Consider the following 15849-nt stretch of genomic DNA (forward strand, 5'->3'; position numbering starts at 1 on the left):
ATGGACGACAGCGACATCTTCGAGGCGGTCCGGCGCAATCTGGGCGTCGTGGTGTACGACCTGGACACCTCCACCGTCACCCTCGACAACAGCCTCGCCGAACTGGGCTGCAACAGCATCGACCGGGCCGAGGTGGTGACCCTCACCATGGAGGACATGGGCATCAGCGTGCCCGTGATGGAGTTCCAGCAGACCCGGGACATCCGCTCGCTGGTCACCTTGCTCGCCCGGCACTCCGCGTGACCCCCGGCGGCGGCGTCGTGGTCACCGGCCTCGGCGTGCACTGTGCGGCCGGCGCGGGCCTGGAGGCCTTCACCGACGCGCTGCGGGCCGGCCGCAGCGCCCTGCTGCCCGCCGCCGACCGGGACGCCGACTCACCCGGCGCGCCGCTGCCGCCCTTCGACTACCCGGCCCTGCTCACGGAGCGCCGGGCCCGCGGCGGGTGGGTGCCGGAGAAGGCGGCCCGGACGGCGGCCAGGTCGCCGCTCGGCGTGCGGGTCTCCGTGCTGACCGCTGCGGAGGCCTGGGCGCGTGCCGGACTCGCCGAGGGGGCCCTGCCACCCGAGCGGCTGGGCCTGGTGGTGGCCGGCAACAACCTCACCGGCGCGGGTGCGCACCGCGCCGCCGACCGCTACCGGGACCGTCCCGCCGCTGTCCCCGGCCGGTACGCACTGCACATGCAGGACACCGATCAGGTCGGCGTGGTCAGCGAGGTCCTCGGCATCGAGGGCGAGGGCTGCACCGTGGGCGGCGCGTCCGCCAGCGGCAACATCGCGCTGATCACCGCCGCCCGGCTGCTCGACGCCGGAGCGGTGGACGCCTGCCTGGTGCTCGGAGCGCCCACCGAACTCGCCCCGATGGAACGCCAGGCCTACCGCGCGCTGGGCGCGATGACGCCCGCCGCCACCGGCGCCGACACCGACCACGAACCGCCCTGCCGTCCGTTCGACCGGGCGCACCGCGGCTTCACCGACGGTGTCGGCGGCGCCGCCGTGGTGCTGGAGACCGCCGCGGGCGCCCGCCGCCGGGGCGCGCGGGTGCTGGCCCGGCTGGCCGGGCACGCGCTGCGGCTGAGCGGTACCAGCCTCGCCGACCCGAGCGAGCAGGTGGAGGCCGCGGTGATGCGGACCGCCCTGGAGCGGGCCGGAGTCGCCCCCGGGCAGCTCGGCTACGTCAACACGCATGGCACCGCCTCGCCGCTCGGTGACCGCACCGAGGCCGCCGCCCTGCTGCGCGTACTCGGCCCGGACGCCCCCGCGCTGGTGAACGCCACCAAGGCGCTGACCGGGCACTGCCTGGGCGCGGCCGGGGTGGTCGAGGCGGTCGCCACCGTCGCTCAGCTGGCCGGCGGCTTCGCGCACCCCAACCCGTGGCTTGCCGACCCGGTGGAGCCCCGGCTGCGGTTCGCCGGCACCGCCGCCGTGCCGCTGGCCGCCGAATTCGCGCTGTCCAACAGTTTCGGCTTCGGCGGCTTCCATTCCGCCGTGGTCTTCGCCAACGAGGGGGTATGACATGAGCAGGACCGAGGCGGAGCTCCGGCTGTTCTGCCTGCCGCACGCCGGCGGCGGCGGCGCGTTCTTCCACCCCTGGCGCGCCGCGCTCGCCCCCGACATCGAGGTCCGCCCGGTGGTGCTCCCCGGTCGGGAGAGCCGGATCCGCGAGCTGCCGTACGTGACGATGGAACAGGCGATCGGCCCGCTGGCCGAACTGATCGGCCCTCAACTCGACCGGCCCTATGCCCTGTTCGGGCACAGTCTGGGCGCCGCCGTCTGCTACGAGCTGGCCCGGCGGTTCGTGGCGCTCGGCCTGCCCGCCCCGGTGCGGCTGTTCGTCTCGGCCCGCCGCGCCCCGCACCTGCCCGCACGCCGCGTGTCCTACGCGCGGCTCGACGACGCGGCCTTCCTCGCTGAGGTGGCCCGGCTCAACGGCACCCCGTCCGACGTGCTGGAACAGCCCGAACTGGTGAGGCTGTTCCTGCCGACGCTGCGTGCCGACTTCGAGTTGAACGACACCTACACGCCGTTGCCCGCGCCCCGCCTGGACTGCCCGATCTCGGCGTTCGTCGGGCGGGACGACCCGGAGGCCGACACGGACGAGCTGGCGGCCTGGGCGCAGGTCACCGCGGGCGCGTTCCGGGTCCGCGAGTTCGACGGCGACCACTTCTACCTCAAGGACCATGCGGCCGGCCTGCTCGACGAGATCCGGGCGGACCTCGACCTCCGGCCGTCCGCACCGACGAACCGTCAGCTGCCAACCGCAGGAGCGACACGATGACCGTTGAGGATCTGCAGAGCCTGCCCGACGACTGGAACCGCGCCCTCGCCGTGGTCGCCCACCCGGACGACATCGAGTTCGGGACCTCAAGTGCCGTCGCCGCCTGGACGGCCGCCGGGAAGAGCGTCTCCTACCTGCTGGTGACGAGGGGCCAGGCCGGCATCGACGGCCTCACCCCGGCCGAGTCCGCGGTGGTCCGCGAGGCCGAGCAGCGGGCCAGCGCCAAGATCGTAGGCGTCTCCGAGGTCGAGTTCATGGACCACCGCGACGGCGAGATCGAGTACGGGCTCGGCCTGCGCCGGGACATCGCCGCCGCGATCCGCCGCCACCGACCCGACTTCGTGCTCGGCTTCAACGGCCGGGAGACCACCTCGACCGGCAAGTGGAACACCCCCGATCACCGGCACACCGCGCACGCCGTACTGGACGCCATCGGCGACGCCGGAAACCGGTGGATCTTCGAGGACCTCGGCCTGGAGCCCTGGGGAGGCGTCACGTACGTGGCGATGGCCAACTCCCCGCAGCCCACCCACGCCGTGGACGTCACCGACCATCTGGAGGCGGGCATCGCCTCGCTGGAGGCACACCGCGCCTACCTGGGCGGCCTCAATCCGCCGGTCACCAGCGTCGTCGAGCCGATGAAGGCATTCGCCGAGCTGGTCGGCCGGCGGTTCGGCGGCCGACCAGCGGTGGCCCTGGAGATCATCGCGCGCTGAACGCGGAACGTCCCCGGACCGGCCGCTGCCGGTGCGGGGACGGCGTCGTCTCACGGCAGCTGGTACTCCAGGCGGAAGTACGCCTTTCCCTCCTCGTCGTGGCCGAAGGCACAGGTGCCGGTGAGGCCGGTCAGGCCGCCGGTGCCGGAGTTCGGGACCACGAAGCCGAGGGTCTGCGGCCGGTCGTCGCCCATCGACGCGCCGTGCTGGACCACGAAGGTGCCGGAACGTCCCGCCAGAGTGGCGACGATGTGCTCGGTGGAGACGTATCCGGCCGATTTCTCGTCCGGGCGGCAGCACAGCAGGACCGCCTCGCCGGTGCCCTCCACATCACCGTGGAAGACGCGCTTCACATCGGCGCGGATAAGCGGCGGACCGTCCACGGGCTCGAGATAGTGGGATTCTTCCCAGGAGGACGTCTCCCACGCGGAATTAGCAATCTCAGTCATGATCAGCGATCTCCGGTCGGTCCGAAAAAATGCGTACTGGTTCGCCAACCTCTCGACGATATACCGCAAGGCACTCCGGCAGTCGCGCAATTCTGAGCAGATAAGGCGATAGCGGCTTCGTAGCGTGAGATTTCCAGCCCTGCGGTCGAGGAGCCGACATGGAACGAGCGAGCACCGTGGTCCGAGTCACCGATCTGCTGCGCCGGCGGGCCGAACGGTATCCGGACCGGATCGCATTCAACATCGACGGAACCGACGCACTGAACTACGGCGACTGGCAGCGCCGGGTCGACCGCACCGCCCACGGCCTGCTCGCCGCCGGCGTCACCAAGGGCCGCCGGATCGGCCTGCTGTACGGCGGCATGGACTGGGCCGAATACGCGGTCGCCTACCTCGCCGTGCTCAGCGTCGGCGCCACCGCCGTCCACCTCAGTGACCGGCTCGGCGAACGCGAGATCGAACGCCGGCTGGCGGAGTGCCAGGTCCCCGGGTTGATCCACAGCAGCCTGCTGCGCCCGCCCGCGAGCTTCACCGGCTGGACCACCGAGCTCGCCGAACTGGACAGCGGTGACGAGACGCCGGTCGACGTGCCGCTCGCCCCCGAGGACATCGCCGACGTGCTCTACACCTCCGGCACCACCGGGCCGGCCAAGGCATTCACCAACCCGCACGGCAACCTCACCTTCGGGCGCGGCCCCGAGGGCCTGCTGCAGTTCGAGAACCCGACCCCGCTGCTCGCCCCGATGCCGCTGGGCACCACCTCCAGCGCCACCACGGTGGCCATCATCGCGGTCACCTCGCCGTCGGCGCTGGTGCTGGTCGCCGTCGACGACGTGGAGCGGATGGCCGAACTGATCAGCCGTCACCGGATCGGCTCGGTGATGATCACCCCGTGGATCGCGATGCGGATGCTGGCCGCCCGGCTCGGCGAACGCTACGACCTCAGCTGCGTCGAGCGGGTGGCGATCGCCTCCGCCCCGCTGGCCCCCGCGCTCAGCCGCGGACTGCTGAAGCTGTTCCCCGCCTCGGAGCTGAACACCGCATACTCGCAGTCCGAGGCCGTCCCCGCGGTTGTCGTCAACACCTTCGACCCGGCCCGCCCCAGCACCCTCGGCCGGGCCGCCCGCGGCACCGAGGTCCGGATCGCCGACGCTCTGGGCGCCGAACTGCCGCTCGGCGAGGTCGGCGAGATTCAGTTGCACTCCGCCGCGCCCGGCCGCCACTACCTGGACGCCCAGCGTGACGCCGAGGTGCGGATCGACGGCTGGATCCGCACCGGCGACCTCGGCCACCTCGACGAGGAGGGCTGGCTGCACCTGTTCGACCGCGGCAACGACGTGCTCGACAGCGGCGCCGGGCTGCGGGTCTCCTCGGTGGCCGTCGAAGCGGCGCTGTACGAGCACCCGGCGGTCCGCGAGGCCGCGGTGGTCGCCGCGGGCTCGGGCCCGGCCGCGGTGGTGGTGCTGGAGGACCCGGCGGCCGCCGGCGAACTGCCCGCCTTCCTCGCCGAACTGCTCGAGCCGCACCAGCTGCCCGTCCTGGTCGAGGCGCGGGAGTCGCTGCCGCGCGGCATCACCGGCAAGGTGCTCAAGCGGATCCTGCGCCAGGAACTCGCCGACCGGTAGCCGGCCGGACACCCCGAGTCCCGCTCCGGTTCCGCTCATCGCAGCGGAGGGACGTCCCCGATCAGGCCGCGGGGTCGGACCCGTCGAGGTCCGCCCTGGGCGCGGCCGGCATCCCGGGGTTGCGGATCAGTACACCCGCGACAATCAGCGCGCCCAGGGCGAGGGGTGCGGCGGTGCCGAAGGCCGTCGACACGCCGGAGGTCAGCACGTGTGCCGGGTCGCCGCTCGCGTTGCGGGTGGCCGTGCCGTACACCGTGACCAGGATGGACAGGCCGAGCGAACTGCCCAACCGTCGCATCGCGTTGAGCACGCCGGAGGCGGCGCCGCGCTCGGCCGGGTCGGAGACGCCGAGCAGCGCCACGCCCGCCGCGGGCGGGATCTTCTGGCCCAGGCCGGCCATCGGCTTGGAGGTCACACCGACGGTCACCATGATGGTCGGGCTGACCGGCAGGAAGGCGAGACCGGCCTGGACCGGGCTGTGGTGCAGCACGTTCTGCGTGAAGACCGTGAGGAAGAAGAACAGGCCGGCCGGCGCGCCGGTGAGGGCCGGTGCCACCACGTGGATGGCGGCCCGGTCGCGGCTGGTGAACATCCGCAGCGGGGTGATCGGGTTGACGGCGCTGTGCTCGACCGGCACGAAGGCCGCCGGCAGCACCAGGCCGCCCACGAAGGAGCCGATCGCCCAGCTGTCGCTCCGGCCGTGCTGGGAGACCCGGATGAAGCCGTAGACCGGGCCGGCCATGCCGGCCGCGGAGGCGACCACGCTCCGGCAGATCGAACCTGGCCTGTCGGCGCGGGGGCCGGGCGAGGAGCAGCGCGGCCGGCAGCACCAGCGCCGCAGCCATCGGCACGTTGACGAAGAACACCCAGCGCCGGCTCAGGTACTGGGTCAGCACACCGCCGGCCGGCAGGCCGGTGGAAAACCCGACGGCGCTCTGGACCCGCGGCAGGGCGACGTTCACGATGGTCGCATCGAGCACCACCATGAGCTGCGCGACGGCGATCACAGCAAGAGCCATGCCGCTGAGGTGGCCTGACCTTGGTGCCGAGGCCGTCCGCGGGGAAGTGTCCAGCTCGGTCATCGGCACCCTCGATCTTCAATAAGGTACTACGCAGTTCCCTATGCTGGGACCCTACCGTGCAACAAATTGGGAACGCAAGAGTTCACTTGTCGCTCGGATGGGGGATGCCATGACAGCTGACGCTCCGTCACCCGGGGCCGCCGGTACGCGGATTCGGCGCCGGGGGAAGGCCCTCGAGCAAGCCATCTTCGACGCCGTGATCGAACAGCTGGCCCACGTCGGCTACGCGGGCCTGACCATGGACTCGGTCGCCGCCACCGCGCACACCGGCAAGGCCACGATCTACCGGCGCTGGTCCAACAAGGCCGAGCTGGTGGTCGACGCCCTCGACAACACGCTGCCGTCACCCGACGAGCTCCCCGAGGGCGACAGCGTCCGCGAGGACCTGATCGAGCTCATGCGCGAGAAGGCCACGGTGCTCAACTCCCCGGTCGGCCGCGCCGTGCAGAGTCTGCTCGCCGAGATCGACCGGGACCGGCCGTTCATCGGCATCGTCATCGACCGGGTGGTCGCCCCCCGCCAGGACGTGTTCTGGCGGATCCTGGAACGCGGCGCCGAACGCGGCGAGGTCCGCGAGGGCTCGATCAGCCCGCTGGTGGTCGGCATCGGCCCGGCCATGATGGTCCAGCGCTTCCTGAGTGACCCCTCGCCGGTCCCCGACGAACTGCTGGTCTCCGTGGTCGACGACCTGATCCTGCCGCTGATCCGCCCGTAGCCACCGGTCGCCGCGGGGCACGCTCAAAAGTGGGCGGCCCCGAACTCCCGGGCTGCGTACGGTCGGACCCGCAGTGGGCGCAGCGCAGACCGCGCGCGCCCGGACCGGTGCGGGAGGTGGCTCGTCGTGGAGTGGGACGTGATCGTGGTGGGCGCGCGGTGCGCGGGCGGGCCGACTGCCATGCTCTTCGCCCGGCAGGGCTACCGGGTCCTGCTGCTCGACCGGGCGGCGTTCCGCACCGACACCCTCTCCACGCTGTACATTCAGCAGCCCGGCGTGTCCCGCCTGGAGCGCTGGGGCCTGCTGGCCGCCGTCAAAGCCACTGGCTGCCCGCCGCTCGGCCGGACCGTCTACGAGATCGAGGACGTCCGCCTGGCCGGCTGCGCCAGCCCGAACGGCACGGTGCACGCCTCGTACGCCCCCCGCCGCCACCTGCTGGACGCGATCCTGGTCGAGGGCGCGGTGGCCGCCGGCGTCGAGTTCCGCGACCACTGCGGCGTGAACGAGCTGCTGGTCGAGGACGGCCGGGTGGTGGGCGTGCGCTGCACCACCCCCGGCGGTCGGCCCACCGTCGAACGCGCCCGGCTGGTGGTCGGCGCGGACGGCATGCGCTCCACCGTCGCCGAGCTGGTCGGCGCCCGCACCACCGTCGAACATCCGCGGCTGACCTGCGCCTACTACACCTTCTGGGACGGCCCGAAGACCGACTTCGAGCTGTACGAGGGCGAACGCGGCTGGGTCTCCGCCGTCCCCACCAACGACGCGGTGCTGATCTCCGCGTACTTCCCGCAGGACCGCTTCGAGGAGGTCCGCACCGACGCCTTCGCCGCCTACCGGGAGGGCGTCAAGGTCAACGCCCCCGCTCTGTTCGCGCAGATGGAGCGGGCCGAGCAGACCGACCGGCTGCGCGGCACCGGCGACCAGCGCAACTACTTCCGGGAGATGTCGGGCCCCGGCTGGGCGCTGGTCGGCGACGCGGCCCACCACAAGGACTCGATCACCGCGCGCGGCATCGGCGACGCCTTCCTGCAGGCCGAGCTGCTGGTCGGCGCGATCGCCGAGGGCCTGCACGACGAGGCCCGGCTGACCGCCGCCATGGAGGCCTACGGCACCGAAGTGGTCCAGCAGTTGACGCCCCCGTACCAGGGCACTTTGCTGGTCGCCCAGGCCGACGCCCGCGAGAAGCGCCTGGCGCTGCTGCGGGCGGTCGGCACCAGCGAGGACCTCACCCAGCGGTACTTCGACACGGTGGCCGGGGTGCGCCCGGTCTCCGAGCTCTACACCCCCGAACTGCTGGCCCTGCTGCAGGGCTAGTGCAAGGCCGTGAAGTCACGGCTCGGGTGGGGTTGTCCAGAGGGCCTTGAGGTGCGCTTTCGTCGGACGTGAGGAGCGGAGCCCCGGTAGAACTGGCAGCCGACCAGGACAAGCCGTTCACAGGACCGGAGGCTCCGCGATTCCCGGGCCCTTCTTGCACAAGTCGAGCCAGATGCCGCGAGAGCACGCGTGGTTTTCGGCGAGCCAAGCCTCGAACGCTTCGGCCGAGTCGAATGAGAGGACCCCCAGGTCCTGAGTCGCCCCAGCAGTGAACCACACCGAGTAGCCTTTGACTCGAGAATAGATGGTCTCGCACATTGCCCTTTGTGGCCACGGCAGTTCTGAAATACTGTCATTATCGGCTTGCCGGTTCTCGACCCGAGCCGACGGATGTCGTGCGCTGTTTTTCGGCCACCTCCGAATCCATGTACCCGCCCCGAAGGAGTTACGGCGTGCCCGCGCTGACCAAGTACTACGGTGTCACTCTCGACTGTTCCCACCCGACCGAGCTGGCCGAGTTCTACTCGGAGCTCACCGGTCTGAAGATCTCGTACAAGTCCGACGACTTTGCCGGCCTCGACGGCAACGGAGGCCCGGCCATGGGGTTCCAGAAGGTCGCCGACTACCAGGCTCCGCAGTGGCCCGGCCAGAGCGTTCCGCAGCAGTTCCACCTCGACTTCTCCGCCGAGGACCTGGACGCCGCCGAGAAGTGGGTGCTGGAGCTCGGCGCCGCCAAGCCGGAGACCCAGCCCGGCGGCGAGCGCTGGCGGGTCTTCCTGGACCCGGCCGGCCACCCGTTCTGCATCAGCCAGGGCTGACCCGCCCGGCCCACGGGCCCGCCGCAGCCGCGGCGGGCCCGTGTCGGCGTTCCCCGAACCACCGCACCGCCGGATCCACCGATTCCCTCAGCTGCTCAATCCTGTGCGTCGGGCAGCCGGGCCCGCTGGGTAGCGTCGGCCCGCCGACAATCCCAGGGTCTTGGGGGTATGCACATGTCCGTCGCCACACCCGCGCTGGTTGTTCCCGACCTGCTCCGGCTGCGCGCCGAGAACCATCCCGACCAGATCGTCGTGAACATCAACGGCGAACGGACACTCAGCTACGGCGAGTGGTACAAGAGGGCCAACGCTGTCGCGCGTGGCCTGCTCAACCGGGGCACCACCCGCGGCGAGCGGATCGCCCTGCTGTTCGGCGGCCTCGACTGGATCGACTACGCGATCGCCTACCTCGGCATCGTCAACGCCGGTGCCACCGCGGTGCACATGCACAGGGACATCTCCGCCGCCGAGTTCAACCGCCGGATCGCCCAGTGCCAGGTCACCGGCCTGGTCCGCGGCCATGACGTCGCGGTGCCCGAGGGCTTCGAGGGCTGGGCCGCCACCGTCGACGAGATCGACAGCGGCGACTCCACGCCCGTCAAGGTCGAGCTGAGGCCCGACGACCTGGCCGACATCCTCTACACCTCCGGCACCACCGGACCGGCCAAGGCGATCGCCACCCCGCACGGCAACCTGACCTTCGGCCGCGGCCCCGAGGGCTTCAAGCAGCTCGGCAAGCCGAAGCCGCTGCTCGCCCCGATCCCGCTCGGCACCACCTCCAGCGCCACCACCATGGCCATCGCGCTGACCAACCCGGCGACCCTGGTGCTCTGCCCGGTCAACGACGTCAACCGCATGGGCGAACTCATCGAGCAGTACCAGATCGTCTCGGTGATGTTCACCCCGTGGATCGGCATCCAGATGGTCGCCGGGAAGATCCACGAGACCCACGACCTGTCCTGCGTCGAGACGCTGGCCACCGCCTCCGCCCCGCTGCCGCCGGCCATCGCCTCCGCGCTGAAGCGGATGATGCCCAACGCCCAGGTCACCTCGGTGTACGCGGCACGCGAGGCGGTGCCCGCGGTGATCGCCGCCACTTTCGACGTGTCCCGGCCGTTCTGCGTCGGCCGCCCCGGCGAGGGCTCCGAACTGCTGGTTGCCGACGCCGACGGCAACCCCGTCGTCACCGGTGAGATCGGCGAGATCTGGCTGCGCTGCGGCGCACCCAAGCGCCTCTTCCTGGAGGGCACCGAGCGCGACGAGCAGCTCACCGACGACTGGACCCGCACCCGCGACCTCGGCTACCTGGACGCCGAGGGCGAACTCCACCTGTTCGACCGGGCCGCCGACGCCGTCACCGTCGACGGCAAGCTGGTCTCCACCATCTACACCGAGGCAGCGCTGTACGAGTGCCCCGGCGTCGAGCAGGCCGCCGTGCTGGGCGTACCGGTGGCCGGCACCGACCGGGTCGAACTGGCTGCCGTCCTGGTGCTCGCCGACGACGACCTGCCCGCCGTCCGGGCGGCGCTCGCCGAGCGGCTCGAGCCGCACCAGATCCCGACCCGCTTCCAGCTCGTCGACGCCCTGCCCCGCGGCGTGATGGGGAAGGTGCTCAAGCACCAGCTGCGCGCACAGCTCGCCAGTAACTGACCATCCGTCATCCTCCGAACAGTGAAGGGAGAACTCATGCCCGGCAGGCCCCCCGCGGAGCCCGTCGTCGCTCGCGCCGACTCCGAAGCCGAACAGCTCTTCTACGCGATCATGATGCAGCCGGTGGAGGACCCCTACCCCCTCTACCACCAGCTGCGCAACGCAGCGCCCGCGCTGCTCACCGGCGACGGCACCCTGGTGCTCAGCCGGCACGTCGACTGCAACGCCGCGCTGCGCAACCGCTCGCTCGGCAAGGGCGACGAGTGGCTGAAGCTCCAGCTCAAGGACGTCTCCAAGGACGACCTGCGCGGCGTCATGGAGCTGATGCAGCACAGCATGATCCTCACCAACCCGCCGCAGCACACCCGGCTACGACGGATCGTCAGCTCCGCCTTCACCGGCCGGCACGTGGAGGCGCTGCGCGACGGCGTCACCCGGCGCGTCGACGGCCTTCTCGACCGGCTGGCCGCGCGGCCCGGCGCCGACCTGATGACCGAACTGGCGATGCCGCTGCCGGTCAGCACCATCGGCGACCTGCTCGGCATCCCGGAGGCCGACCGGGCCGAACTGGTCCCGGTCATCCACGAGCTGGGCCTGCTGATGGAACCGGCCTCCGGCCCCGCGGAGATCAACCGCGGCGTCGCCGCCCAGGCGCACCTCGCCTCCTACCTCGGCGGCCTCATCGCCGAGAAGCGGCAGCGCCCGCAGGATGACCTGCTCAGCCGGCTCGCGAGCACCTCGGCCGACGCGCTGGACCGGACCGAGATGATCGCCACCGCGCTGCTGCTGTTCGGCGCGGGCAACACGCCCACCGCCAACCTGATCGGCAACGGACTGGACGCGCTGTTCCGCTTCCCCGAGTCCCGGCGGCGCCTCACCGAGGACCCCGGACTGCTGCCCTCGGCGGTCGAGGAGATGCTGCGCTTCGACTCGCCGTCCCAGTTCGACGTGTTCACCGTGCTGGAGCCGCACAGCTTCGCGGGCACCGAACTCAGGCCCGGCCAGGGCGTGATGATGATGCTCGGCGCCGCCAACCACGACCCGGAGCGTTTCGACGACCCGGACGCCTTCGACGTCGCACGCAAGGAGAACGGCCACCTCTCCTTCGCGGCCGGCATCCACCACTGTCTGGGCGCGCACTTGGCACGCCTGCAGGCCGAGGTGGTGTTCGGCCGGCTGCTGGCCCGCTTCCCGAAGGTGGAGCCCGCTGCTCCGGCGGTGCGCCACCCGGGCCTCGGCAACCGGGGCTTCGACAGCGTCCCGATCAACCTGCTGGGCTGACCCTCCGGCGGATCAATCCTCCATGGTGACGCCGAGCCGGAACCGCGCCGTTTCCCACTGCGCCCATCAGGACGCCATCTCGTGCAGGGCGTTGACGGACTTCCAGTTGCGGGTGGTGGCGGCGATGCCGAGCCGGCGCTCGATGAACGTGTTGTTCAGCTTGGTCCGCCCGTAGCCGCCTGGCACGTGCAGGTGGATCTCGTCGCCGACCAGGGTGAACTCGGTAGTCTCTGCGGCAGGTGTCTGCAGGGCGGCCGCCCGCTCGGCGAGGAAGGTGACGTGCAGTTTGGTCGGATCGTCCTCGCGGTCCAGGTACGGGTTGGCGGCGACCGTCCGGGCCAGCGACTCGCCGGTGCGCAGCAGCACGCCGGCCGGCACGCCCAGTCCGTCGGAGAGGCGCTTCTCGATCCGCTCCCGCAGTTCGCCGGGCGCGTCACCCGCAGGGTCGGCGAGCACCACGTTCCCGCTCTGCAGGTACGTCTGGACCTCGTCGAACCCCATCTCGCCGAACAGCTCGCGGAGATCCTTCATCGCGATCTTGGCGCGGCCGCCGACGCTGACGCCGCGCAGCAGTACGACGTACTTCGTCATGCTGGGACGCGGTCCGGAGTTCCGACCGGCAACCCCGAGCCGTGTTGCGCCGCTTTACAGGGAAGACACTGCACGCCACGGAGCCACAGGGCCGCCGGTGTCAAAGGCACTTCAGGGCTCCTTCCCGCTCAGTAGGGTCACCGGCGGAGCGGGGCGGGAGGCGCACGGGGTGGGGAGTAGCGGTATGGCAGCGGGGAGCCGGCGACCGTCGGCGGAGCGTGCGCGGCAGCGCCGGTCGGCCGCCGTGCGCAGGCGCGCAAACAGCAACTGGGCTGATCAGGTCTCCCGTCCGGGAACCGCCCGCCCTTCGTCTGGATCCATTCGTTGATGCTCTCGATGGCGTCGCGGAGATCCTGGAAGGTGTGGAGATCACGACGCTGTTGTCGGACCTGGCCGGTTGCCCCATATCTCAGGGTCGTGGCATCTCTTCAGGACCGGTATCAGCAGCCCTCCACTCCGCCCACTCACGCACGGTCACGGCATGCTCTATGCGGCTGACGATGTCCTTCTTGGACGCCGTGTCCAAGGTCTCCGGGATCTTGTCAAAGGTGTCGGGAAGGACGTCGAGCAGGCCCCAGATCTGTTCGCCGGTCCTGACGGTCAGCAGTTGCTGGCACCTCCATTGCAGCGGCACCTCAGGACGGTGCCTCAGCCGCTGCACGAGCGTCGGGAACAGGTAGTGCGTCGCATCCGCGGCGAGGTGCTCTCGGAGCCCGTCGACCGGGAGACGCTGGCTGAAGCCATGCATGGCGGCCTCCTGGGCCAGCTCGAGGAGATGAGCGGTGTCGACGGCTCGGACAGTGCGGGGAAGAGTCGGGGGCATGTCGCGATGATGCCAAGAAGTCTCCACGAGGCCGAGAGGTCAGCTGGGCCGGGATGCAATCTGGCGACGGGCAGACCCCCAGACTTCCTCGAACTCCTCGAAGGTGAGTTGTTCGGGGCCGTGGCCTTCCCATTCCGAGACGGGCGTCTCGGCTGTGATCCCGAACCTGCTGTCGTACTCATCGAGGCGGCCTGCGTCGTAGGCCCGCTGCCACTCGGTGAGAGATGCAGCTGCGATCGGGATCAGCTCAGGCCCTTCGAGTTCGACCTGCCGGATCACCCAGCCTTCGGCGTCCACCTCGAAGTAGAACCAGGTGTCTTCCTCGTCCCAGTAGCAGCGCATCCATGTAGTCACCGGTCGATGATGACGGTGCCGGCTGCTGCCATGGCTGTCTCGCCGCTGTGACCTGGTGCCTTCCGGCTGCCTCACGGCTTGGCCGAGCTGTTCCACCTCACCGCCGTGTCATTTCCTCAGCCGTGATCTGCTGGGCAGCTGCGGCAACGCGTTTCCCGAATCGGGTCAGCTTCATAGCCCTGCCGCGCTCTGCTCGCTCGAAGAGGGGCTGTCCGAGGTCCGCTTCGAGGCGGTTGATCCGGGTGACCAGAGCGGACCGGTGGATGCCGAGGTCTCGGGCTGCCTCGGCTCGGTGGAGTCCTTTGGCGGAGGCCGCATGCCGGTCGACCCCGAGGTGCTCATGACGCTGGCCAGAGCCTGCCGCGACGAGGTCGAGGCCAGCTTCGACTATCCGTCCGGGAGCGAGGTGCGACGGCGGCGGGTCGAGCCCTACCGCCTTGTCGCCTCCGACCGGCGCTGGTACCTCCTCGCCTACGACCTCGATCGCGACGACTGGCGCAGCTTCCGTGTCGACCGGTTGACCGACGCGTCCGCACGGACCTGGCGCTTTTGCCTGCGCGCGGCGCCCGACGCGGCGACGTACGTGCAGGAGGGTGTGGCGAGCCGGGTCTACCCGCACCAGGCGTGCTTCCTCGTGCACGCGTCGGCCGACATGGTGCGCGCGCAGATTCCAGCGTCACTACCCGGCCGTGGATGGTGGACGATGACCTGTGGGCGCTGATCGAGCCGCTGCTGCCGCTCTGGCCCGAGAAGGCTCCCGGCCCGCGGCCGGTGCCGGACCAGCTGTGCCTGCAGGGCATCCTGCACGTGCTGCACAACGACATCTTGACAACTCCTGCCCCTGGAACTGGGGTTCGGCTCGGGCCAGACCTGCTGGCGGCGGCTGGAACGGTGGCCGCCGCGGCCGGGCGAGCCGACGTCGGGGCCCCGGTCACGGAAACGCCGTGACCGGGGCCCCAGGATCAGCTACCGCGGAAGGCGCCGACCGCCGCTAGTTCCGGTACCGGAACACGATCCGGCCGCGCGTCAGGTCGTACGGTGGGAGCTCCACCAGCACCCGGTCTTCCAACATGATCTTGATGTAGTTCTTGCGGATCTTCCCGCTGATGTGCGCGAGCACCTGGTGGCCGTTCTCGAGCTCCACGGTGAACATGGCGCTGCGCAGGCACTCGACGACCTTGCCCTCGACTTCGATGACGTTCTTGTTCTTCGTCATCGCACCAGCTCCAGGTTGCTGCTCATCGGCCGGGCGCCGATGCCCTCGAACAGCGCCGAGGCTGCTTGGTTGGACTCCTGGACTTCGGCCCAGGCCGTGGCGAACCCGGAGCGGTGCAGCGTCCCCAGCGCGTGGGCGAGCAGCGCCCGCGCGATGCCGCGGCGCTGCTCGCCGGCCCGGACCGCGACCAGCCCGACGCGCGGCCGGTTCACCGTCACCACCCGGATCAGACCCAGGTAGCGGTCCGGCGCCGAGGCCACCGCGTACTTCGACGCGTCGACGATGGTGTCGCCTTGGGGGAGGGGAATTACCTCCGCGGGCATCGACTGCCACCCGACGGTCGCCTCTACTTCGTCACGGATCGCGCGGTCCACCGCCCTCAACCGACTCTCGTCCGCCTGACCGGCGGGCACGATCGTCACGCCCGAAGGCGGCAGGACTGCTTCGAGCCCTGTGACCTGCGGGTCGGTCGGCACGACGTACTCCCACTCGCGGCGCCGGATCGTGAAACCGGCACGCCGCCAGCCGGCCGTCAGCTCGACGTCGGCTTCGTCGACCACCGTGTACAGCGGCGCCGGCAGTTTCGCCAGCATCGCCTCGGCGAGCCGGTCGAAGGTGGCGTCGTGCCAGGCGTCGATGCTGACGAACAAGCGTCCGTCGGGCCGGTGCTCCGCATGCCCGCGGCCGACCACCAGGTCGTCATCCAGTGCATGCCATTGCCTGTCCGCGACGCGCGTGATCATCACCGCGTTGTCGCTCAGGCCAGATGTGAAAGGCTTCGTGTTCATCGGAGTCTCCTTCCAGGAGTGCCTCGATCTCAGGCGCTCCTGGCGACACCGAACGTCAGCCGCCGGACCGTGACGGGTTGAGGGAGCACCCATGGGTAACTGTGTTCACGGGTCTCACCTCCATACGACGACTTCACGGTCCACCAGGACCGT

General features: G+C 70.7%; 19 protein-coding genes and 2 pseudogenes. 13 read left to right on the forward strand and 8 right to left on the reverse strand.

From position 1 onward, the window contains the following. From OIE49_RS32655 to OIE49_RS32670, 4 genes are read left to right on the forward strand one after another with little or no spacing between them, the layout of a single operon-like run. Positions 1-243, forward strand: coding sequence for a phosphopantetheine-binding protein (locus OIE49_RS32655; protein WP_326805432.1), 243 nt, complete (start codon positions 1-3; stop codon positions 241-243). Further along, positions 240-1511, forward strand: coding sequence for a beta-ketoacyl synthase N-terminal-like domain-containing protein (locus OIE49_RS32660; RefSeq protein WP_326805433.1), 1272 nt, complete (start codon positions 240-242; stop codon positions 1509-1511). The genes OIE49_RS32655 and OIE49_RS32660 overlap by 4 nt, the downstream gene beginning before the upstream one ends. Before the next feature lies 1 nt (position 1512). After that, positions 1513-2274 carry a thioesterase II family protein gene (locus OIE49_RS32665; RefSeq protein WP_326805434.1) on the forward strand — a complete coding sequence of 254 codons (762 nt, stop codon included), beginning with the start codon at positions 1513-1515 and terminating at the stop codon, positions 2272-2274. Further along, entirely contained in the window at positions 2271-2990 is a 720-nt protein-coding gene (locus OIE49_RS32670) for a PIG-L deacetylase family protein (protein WP_326805435.1), read from the forward strand. The genes OIE49_RS32665 and OIE49_RS32670 overlap by 4 nt, the downstream gene beginning before the upstream one ends. A gap of 50 nt (positions 2991-3040) precedes the next feature. On the opposite strand, the gene OIE49_RS32675 is transcribed toward OIE49_RS32670, so the two are convergent. Beyond that, a complete protein-coding gene (locus OIE49_RS32675; RefSeq protein ID WP_326805436.1) occupies positions 3041-3439 on the reverse strand; it encodes a DUF3224 domain-containing protein in 399 nt (132 codons plus the stop codon). A 158-nt stretch (positions 3440-3597) separates the two neighbouring features. On the opposite strand from OIE49_RS32675, the gene OIE49_RS32680 reads away from it, so the two are divergent. After that, positions 3598-5064: a class I adenylate-forming enzyme family protein gene (locus OIE49_RS32680; RefSeq protein WP_326805437.1), complete on the forward strand. Its 1467-nt coding sequence runs from the start codon at positions 3598-3600 to the stop codon at positions 5062-5064. A gap of 61 nt (positions 5065-5125) precedes the next feature. On the opposite strand, the gene OIE49_RS32685 is transcribed toward OIE49_RS32680, so the two are convergent. Then, a complete protein-coding gene (locus OIE49_RS32685; RefSeq protein WP_326805438.1) occupies positions 5126-5806 on the reverse strand; it encodes a hypothetical protein in 681 nt (226 codons plus the stop codon). On the opposite strand from OIE49_RS32685, the gene OIE49_RS32690 reads away from it, so the two are divergent. The 6 genes from OIE49_RS32690 to OIE49_RS32715 all read left to right on the forward strand — a co-directional run bounded on the left by OIE49_RS32690 (position 5805) and on the right by OIE49_RS32715 (position 11924). After that, the gene (locus OIE49_RS32690; RefSeq protein ID WP_326805439.1) at positions 5805-6101 is read left to right on the forward strand and encodes a hypothetical protein; all 297 of its coding nucleotides are present in this window, start codon (positions 5805-5807) and stop codon (positions 6099-6101) included. The two genes, OIE49_RS32685 and OIE49_RS32690, sit on opposite strands and share 2 nt — an antisense overlap. A gap of 241 nt (positions 6102-6342) precedes the next feature. Next, positions 6343-6861: a TetR/AcrR family transcriptional regulator gene (locus OIE49_RS32695; RefSeq protein WP_326805440.1), complete on the forward strand. Its 519-nt coding sequence runs from the start codon at positions 6343-6345 to the stop codon at positions 6859-6861. A gap of 126 nt (positions 6862-6987) precedes the next feature. Further along, the gene (locus OIE49_RS32700; protein WP_326805441.1) at positions 6988-8175 is read left to right on the forward strand and encodes an NAD(P)/FAD-dependent oxidoreductase; all 1188 of its coding nucleotides are present in this window, start codon (positions 6988-6990) and stop codon (positions 8173-8175) included. A gap of 425 nt (positions 8176-8600) precedes the next feature. After that, positions 8601-8993 carry a VOC family protein gene (locus OIE49_RS32705; protein ID WP_100570206.1) on the forward strand — a complete coding sequence of 131 codons (393 nt, stop codon included), beginning with the start codon at positions 8601-8603 and terminating at the stop codon, positions 8991-8993. Between the two features lie 174 nt (positions 8994-9167). Continuing rightward, positions 9168-10643, forward strand: coding sequence for a class I adenylate-forming enzyme family protein (locus OIE49_RS32710; protein WP_326805442.1), 1476 nt, complete (start codon positions 9168-9170; stop codon positions 10641-10643). Positions 10644-10679: 36 nt separating this feature from the next. Continuing rightward, positions 10680-11924 carry a cytochrome P450 gene (locus OIE49_RS32715; protein WP_159024922.1) on the forward strand — a complete coding sequence of 415 codons (1245 nt, stop codon included), beginning with the start codon at positions 10680-10682 and terminating at the stop codon, positions 11922-11924. Between the two features lie 66 nt (positions 11925-11990). On the opposite strand, the gene OIE49_RS32720 is transcribed toward OIE49_RS32715, so the two are convergent. The 4 genes from OIE49_RS32720 to OIE49_RS37240 form a co-directional block, all read right to left on the reverse strand. Then, on the reverse strand, positions 11991-12515 hold the full coding sequence (locus tag OIE49_RS32720; protein ID WP_326805443.1) for a DUF1697 domain-containing protein: 525 nt from the start codon (positions 12513-12515) through the stop codon (positions 11991-11993). Between the two features lie 409 nt (positions 12516-12924). Next, positions 12925-13338: a hypothetical protein gene (locus tag OIE49_RS32725; RefSeq protein ID WP_326805444.1), complete on the reverse strand. Its 414-nt coding sequence runs from the start codon at positions 13336-13338 to the stop codon at positions 12925-12927. Positions 13339-13377: 39 nt separating this feature from the next. Continuing rightward, on the reverse strand, positions 13378-13680 hold the full coding sequence (locus OIE49_RS32730; protein ID WP_326806392.1) for a hypothetical protein: 303 nt from the start codon (positions 13678-13680) through the stop codon (positions 13378-13380). Positions 13681-13789: 109 nt separating this feature from the next. Then, on the reverse strand, positions 13790-13957 hold the full coding sequence (locus OIE49_RS37240; RefSeq protein WP_401846055.1) for a LysR family transcriptional regulator: 168 nt from the start codon (positions 13955-13957) through the stop codon (positions 13790-13792). Positions 13958-13960: 3 nt separating this feature from the next. On the opposite strand from OIE49_RS37240, the pseudogene OIE49_RS32735 reads away from it, so the two are divergent. Next, positions 13961-14371: pseudogene (locus OIE49_RS32735) on the forward strand (helix-turn-helix transcriptional regulator); the annotation flags it as partial. Positions 14372-14385: 14 nt separating this feature from the next. Next, a pseudogene (locus tag OIE49_RS32740) lies at positions 14386-14587 on the forward strand (transposase); the annotation flags it as partial. 96 nt (positions 14588-14683) lie between these two features. Here OIE49_RS32740 and infA read toward each other — a convergent pair. Continuing rightward, positions 14684-14908: a translation initiation factor IF-1 gene (gene infA, locus OIE49_RS32745; protein WP_010981942.1), complete on the reverse strand. Its 225-nt coding sequence runs from the start codon at positions 14906-14908 to the stop codon at positions 14684-14686. Then, complete coding sequence (locus OIE49_RS32750) at positions 14905-15696, reverse strand: GNAT family N-acetyltransferase (RefSeq protein ID WP_326805445.1); 792 nt, start codon at positions 15694-15696, stop codon at positions 14905-14907. Before OIE49_RS32750 ends, infA begins: the two co-directional genes overlap by 4 nt. Positions 15697-15849 lie beyond the last annotated feature (153 nt).

Source organism: Streptomyces sp. NBC_01788 (assembly GCF_035917575.1).
Taxonomy (GTDB): Bacteria; Actinomycetota; Actinomycetes; order Streptomycetales; family Streptomycetaceae; genus Streptomyces.

Excerpts from the sequence above, each read along its gene's own strand:
- OIE49_RS32655 (WP_326805432.1), top strand. The coding sequence starts at position 1 with ATGGACGACAGCGACATCTTCGAGGCGGTCCGGCGCAATCTGGGCGTC.
- OIE49_RS32665 (WP_326805434.1), top strand. The coding sequence starts at position 1,513 with ATGAGCAGGACCGAGGCGGAGCTCCGGCTGTTCTGCCTGCCGCACGCC.
- OIE49_RS32670 (WP_326805435.1), top strand. The coding sequence starts at position 2,271 with ATGACCGTTGAGGATCTGCAGAGCCTGCCCGACGACTGGAACCGCGCC.
- OIE49_RS32675 (WP_326805436.1), bottom strand. The coding sequence starts at position 3,439 with ATGACTGAGATTGCTAATTCCGCGTGGGAGACGTCCTCCTGGGAAGAA.
- OIE49_RS32680 (WP_326805437.1), top strand. The coding sequence starts at position 3,598 with ATGGAACGAGCGAGCACCGTGGTCCGAGTCACCGATCTGCTGCGCCGG.
- OIE49_RS32690 (WP_326805439.1), top strand. The coding sequence starts at position 5,805 with ATGCCGGCCGCGGAGGCGACCACGCTCCGGCAGATCGAACCTGGCCTG.
- OIE49_RS32685 (WP_326805438.1), bottom strand. The coding sequence starts at position 5,806 with ATGGCCGGCCCGGTCTACGGCTTCATCCGGGTCTCCCAGCACGGCCGG.
- OIE49_RS32705 (WP_100570206.1), top strand. The coding sequence starts at position 8,601 with ATGTACCCGCCCCGAAGGAGTTACGGCGTGCCCGCGCTGACCAAGTAC.
- OIE49_RS32710 (WP_326805442.1), top strand. The coding sequence starts at position 9,168 with ATGTCCGTCGCCACACCCGCGCTGGTTGTTCCCGACCTGCTCCGGCTG.
- OIE49_RS32715 (WP_159024922.1), top strand. The coding sequence starts at position 10,680 with ATGCCCGGCAGGCCCCCCGCGGAGCCCGTCGTCGCTCGCGCCGACTCC.
- OIE49_RS32720 (WP_326805443.1), bottom strand. The coding sequence starts at position 12,515 with ATGACGAAGTACGTCGTACTGCTGCGCGGCGTCAGCGTCGGCGGCCGC.
- OIE49_RS32725 (WP_326805444.1), bottom strand. The coding sequence starts at position 13,338 with ATGCCCCCGACTCTTCCCCGCACTGTCCGAGCCGTCGACACCGCTCAT.
- OIE49_RS32730 (WP_326806392.1), bottom strand. The coding sequence starts at position 13,680 with ATGCGCTGCTACTGGGACGAGGAAGACACCTGGTTCTACTTCGAGGTG.
- infA (WP_010981942.1), bottom strand. The coding sequence starts at position 14,908 with ATGACGAAGAACAAGAACGTCATCGAAGTCGAGGGCAAGGTCGTCGAG.
- OIE49_RS32750 (WP_326805445.1), bottom strand. The coding sequence starts at position 15,696 with ATGAACACGAAGCCTTTCACATCTGGCCTGAGCGACAACGCGGTGATG.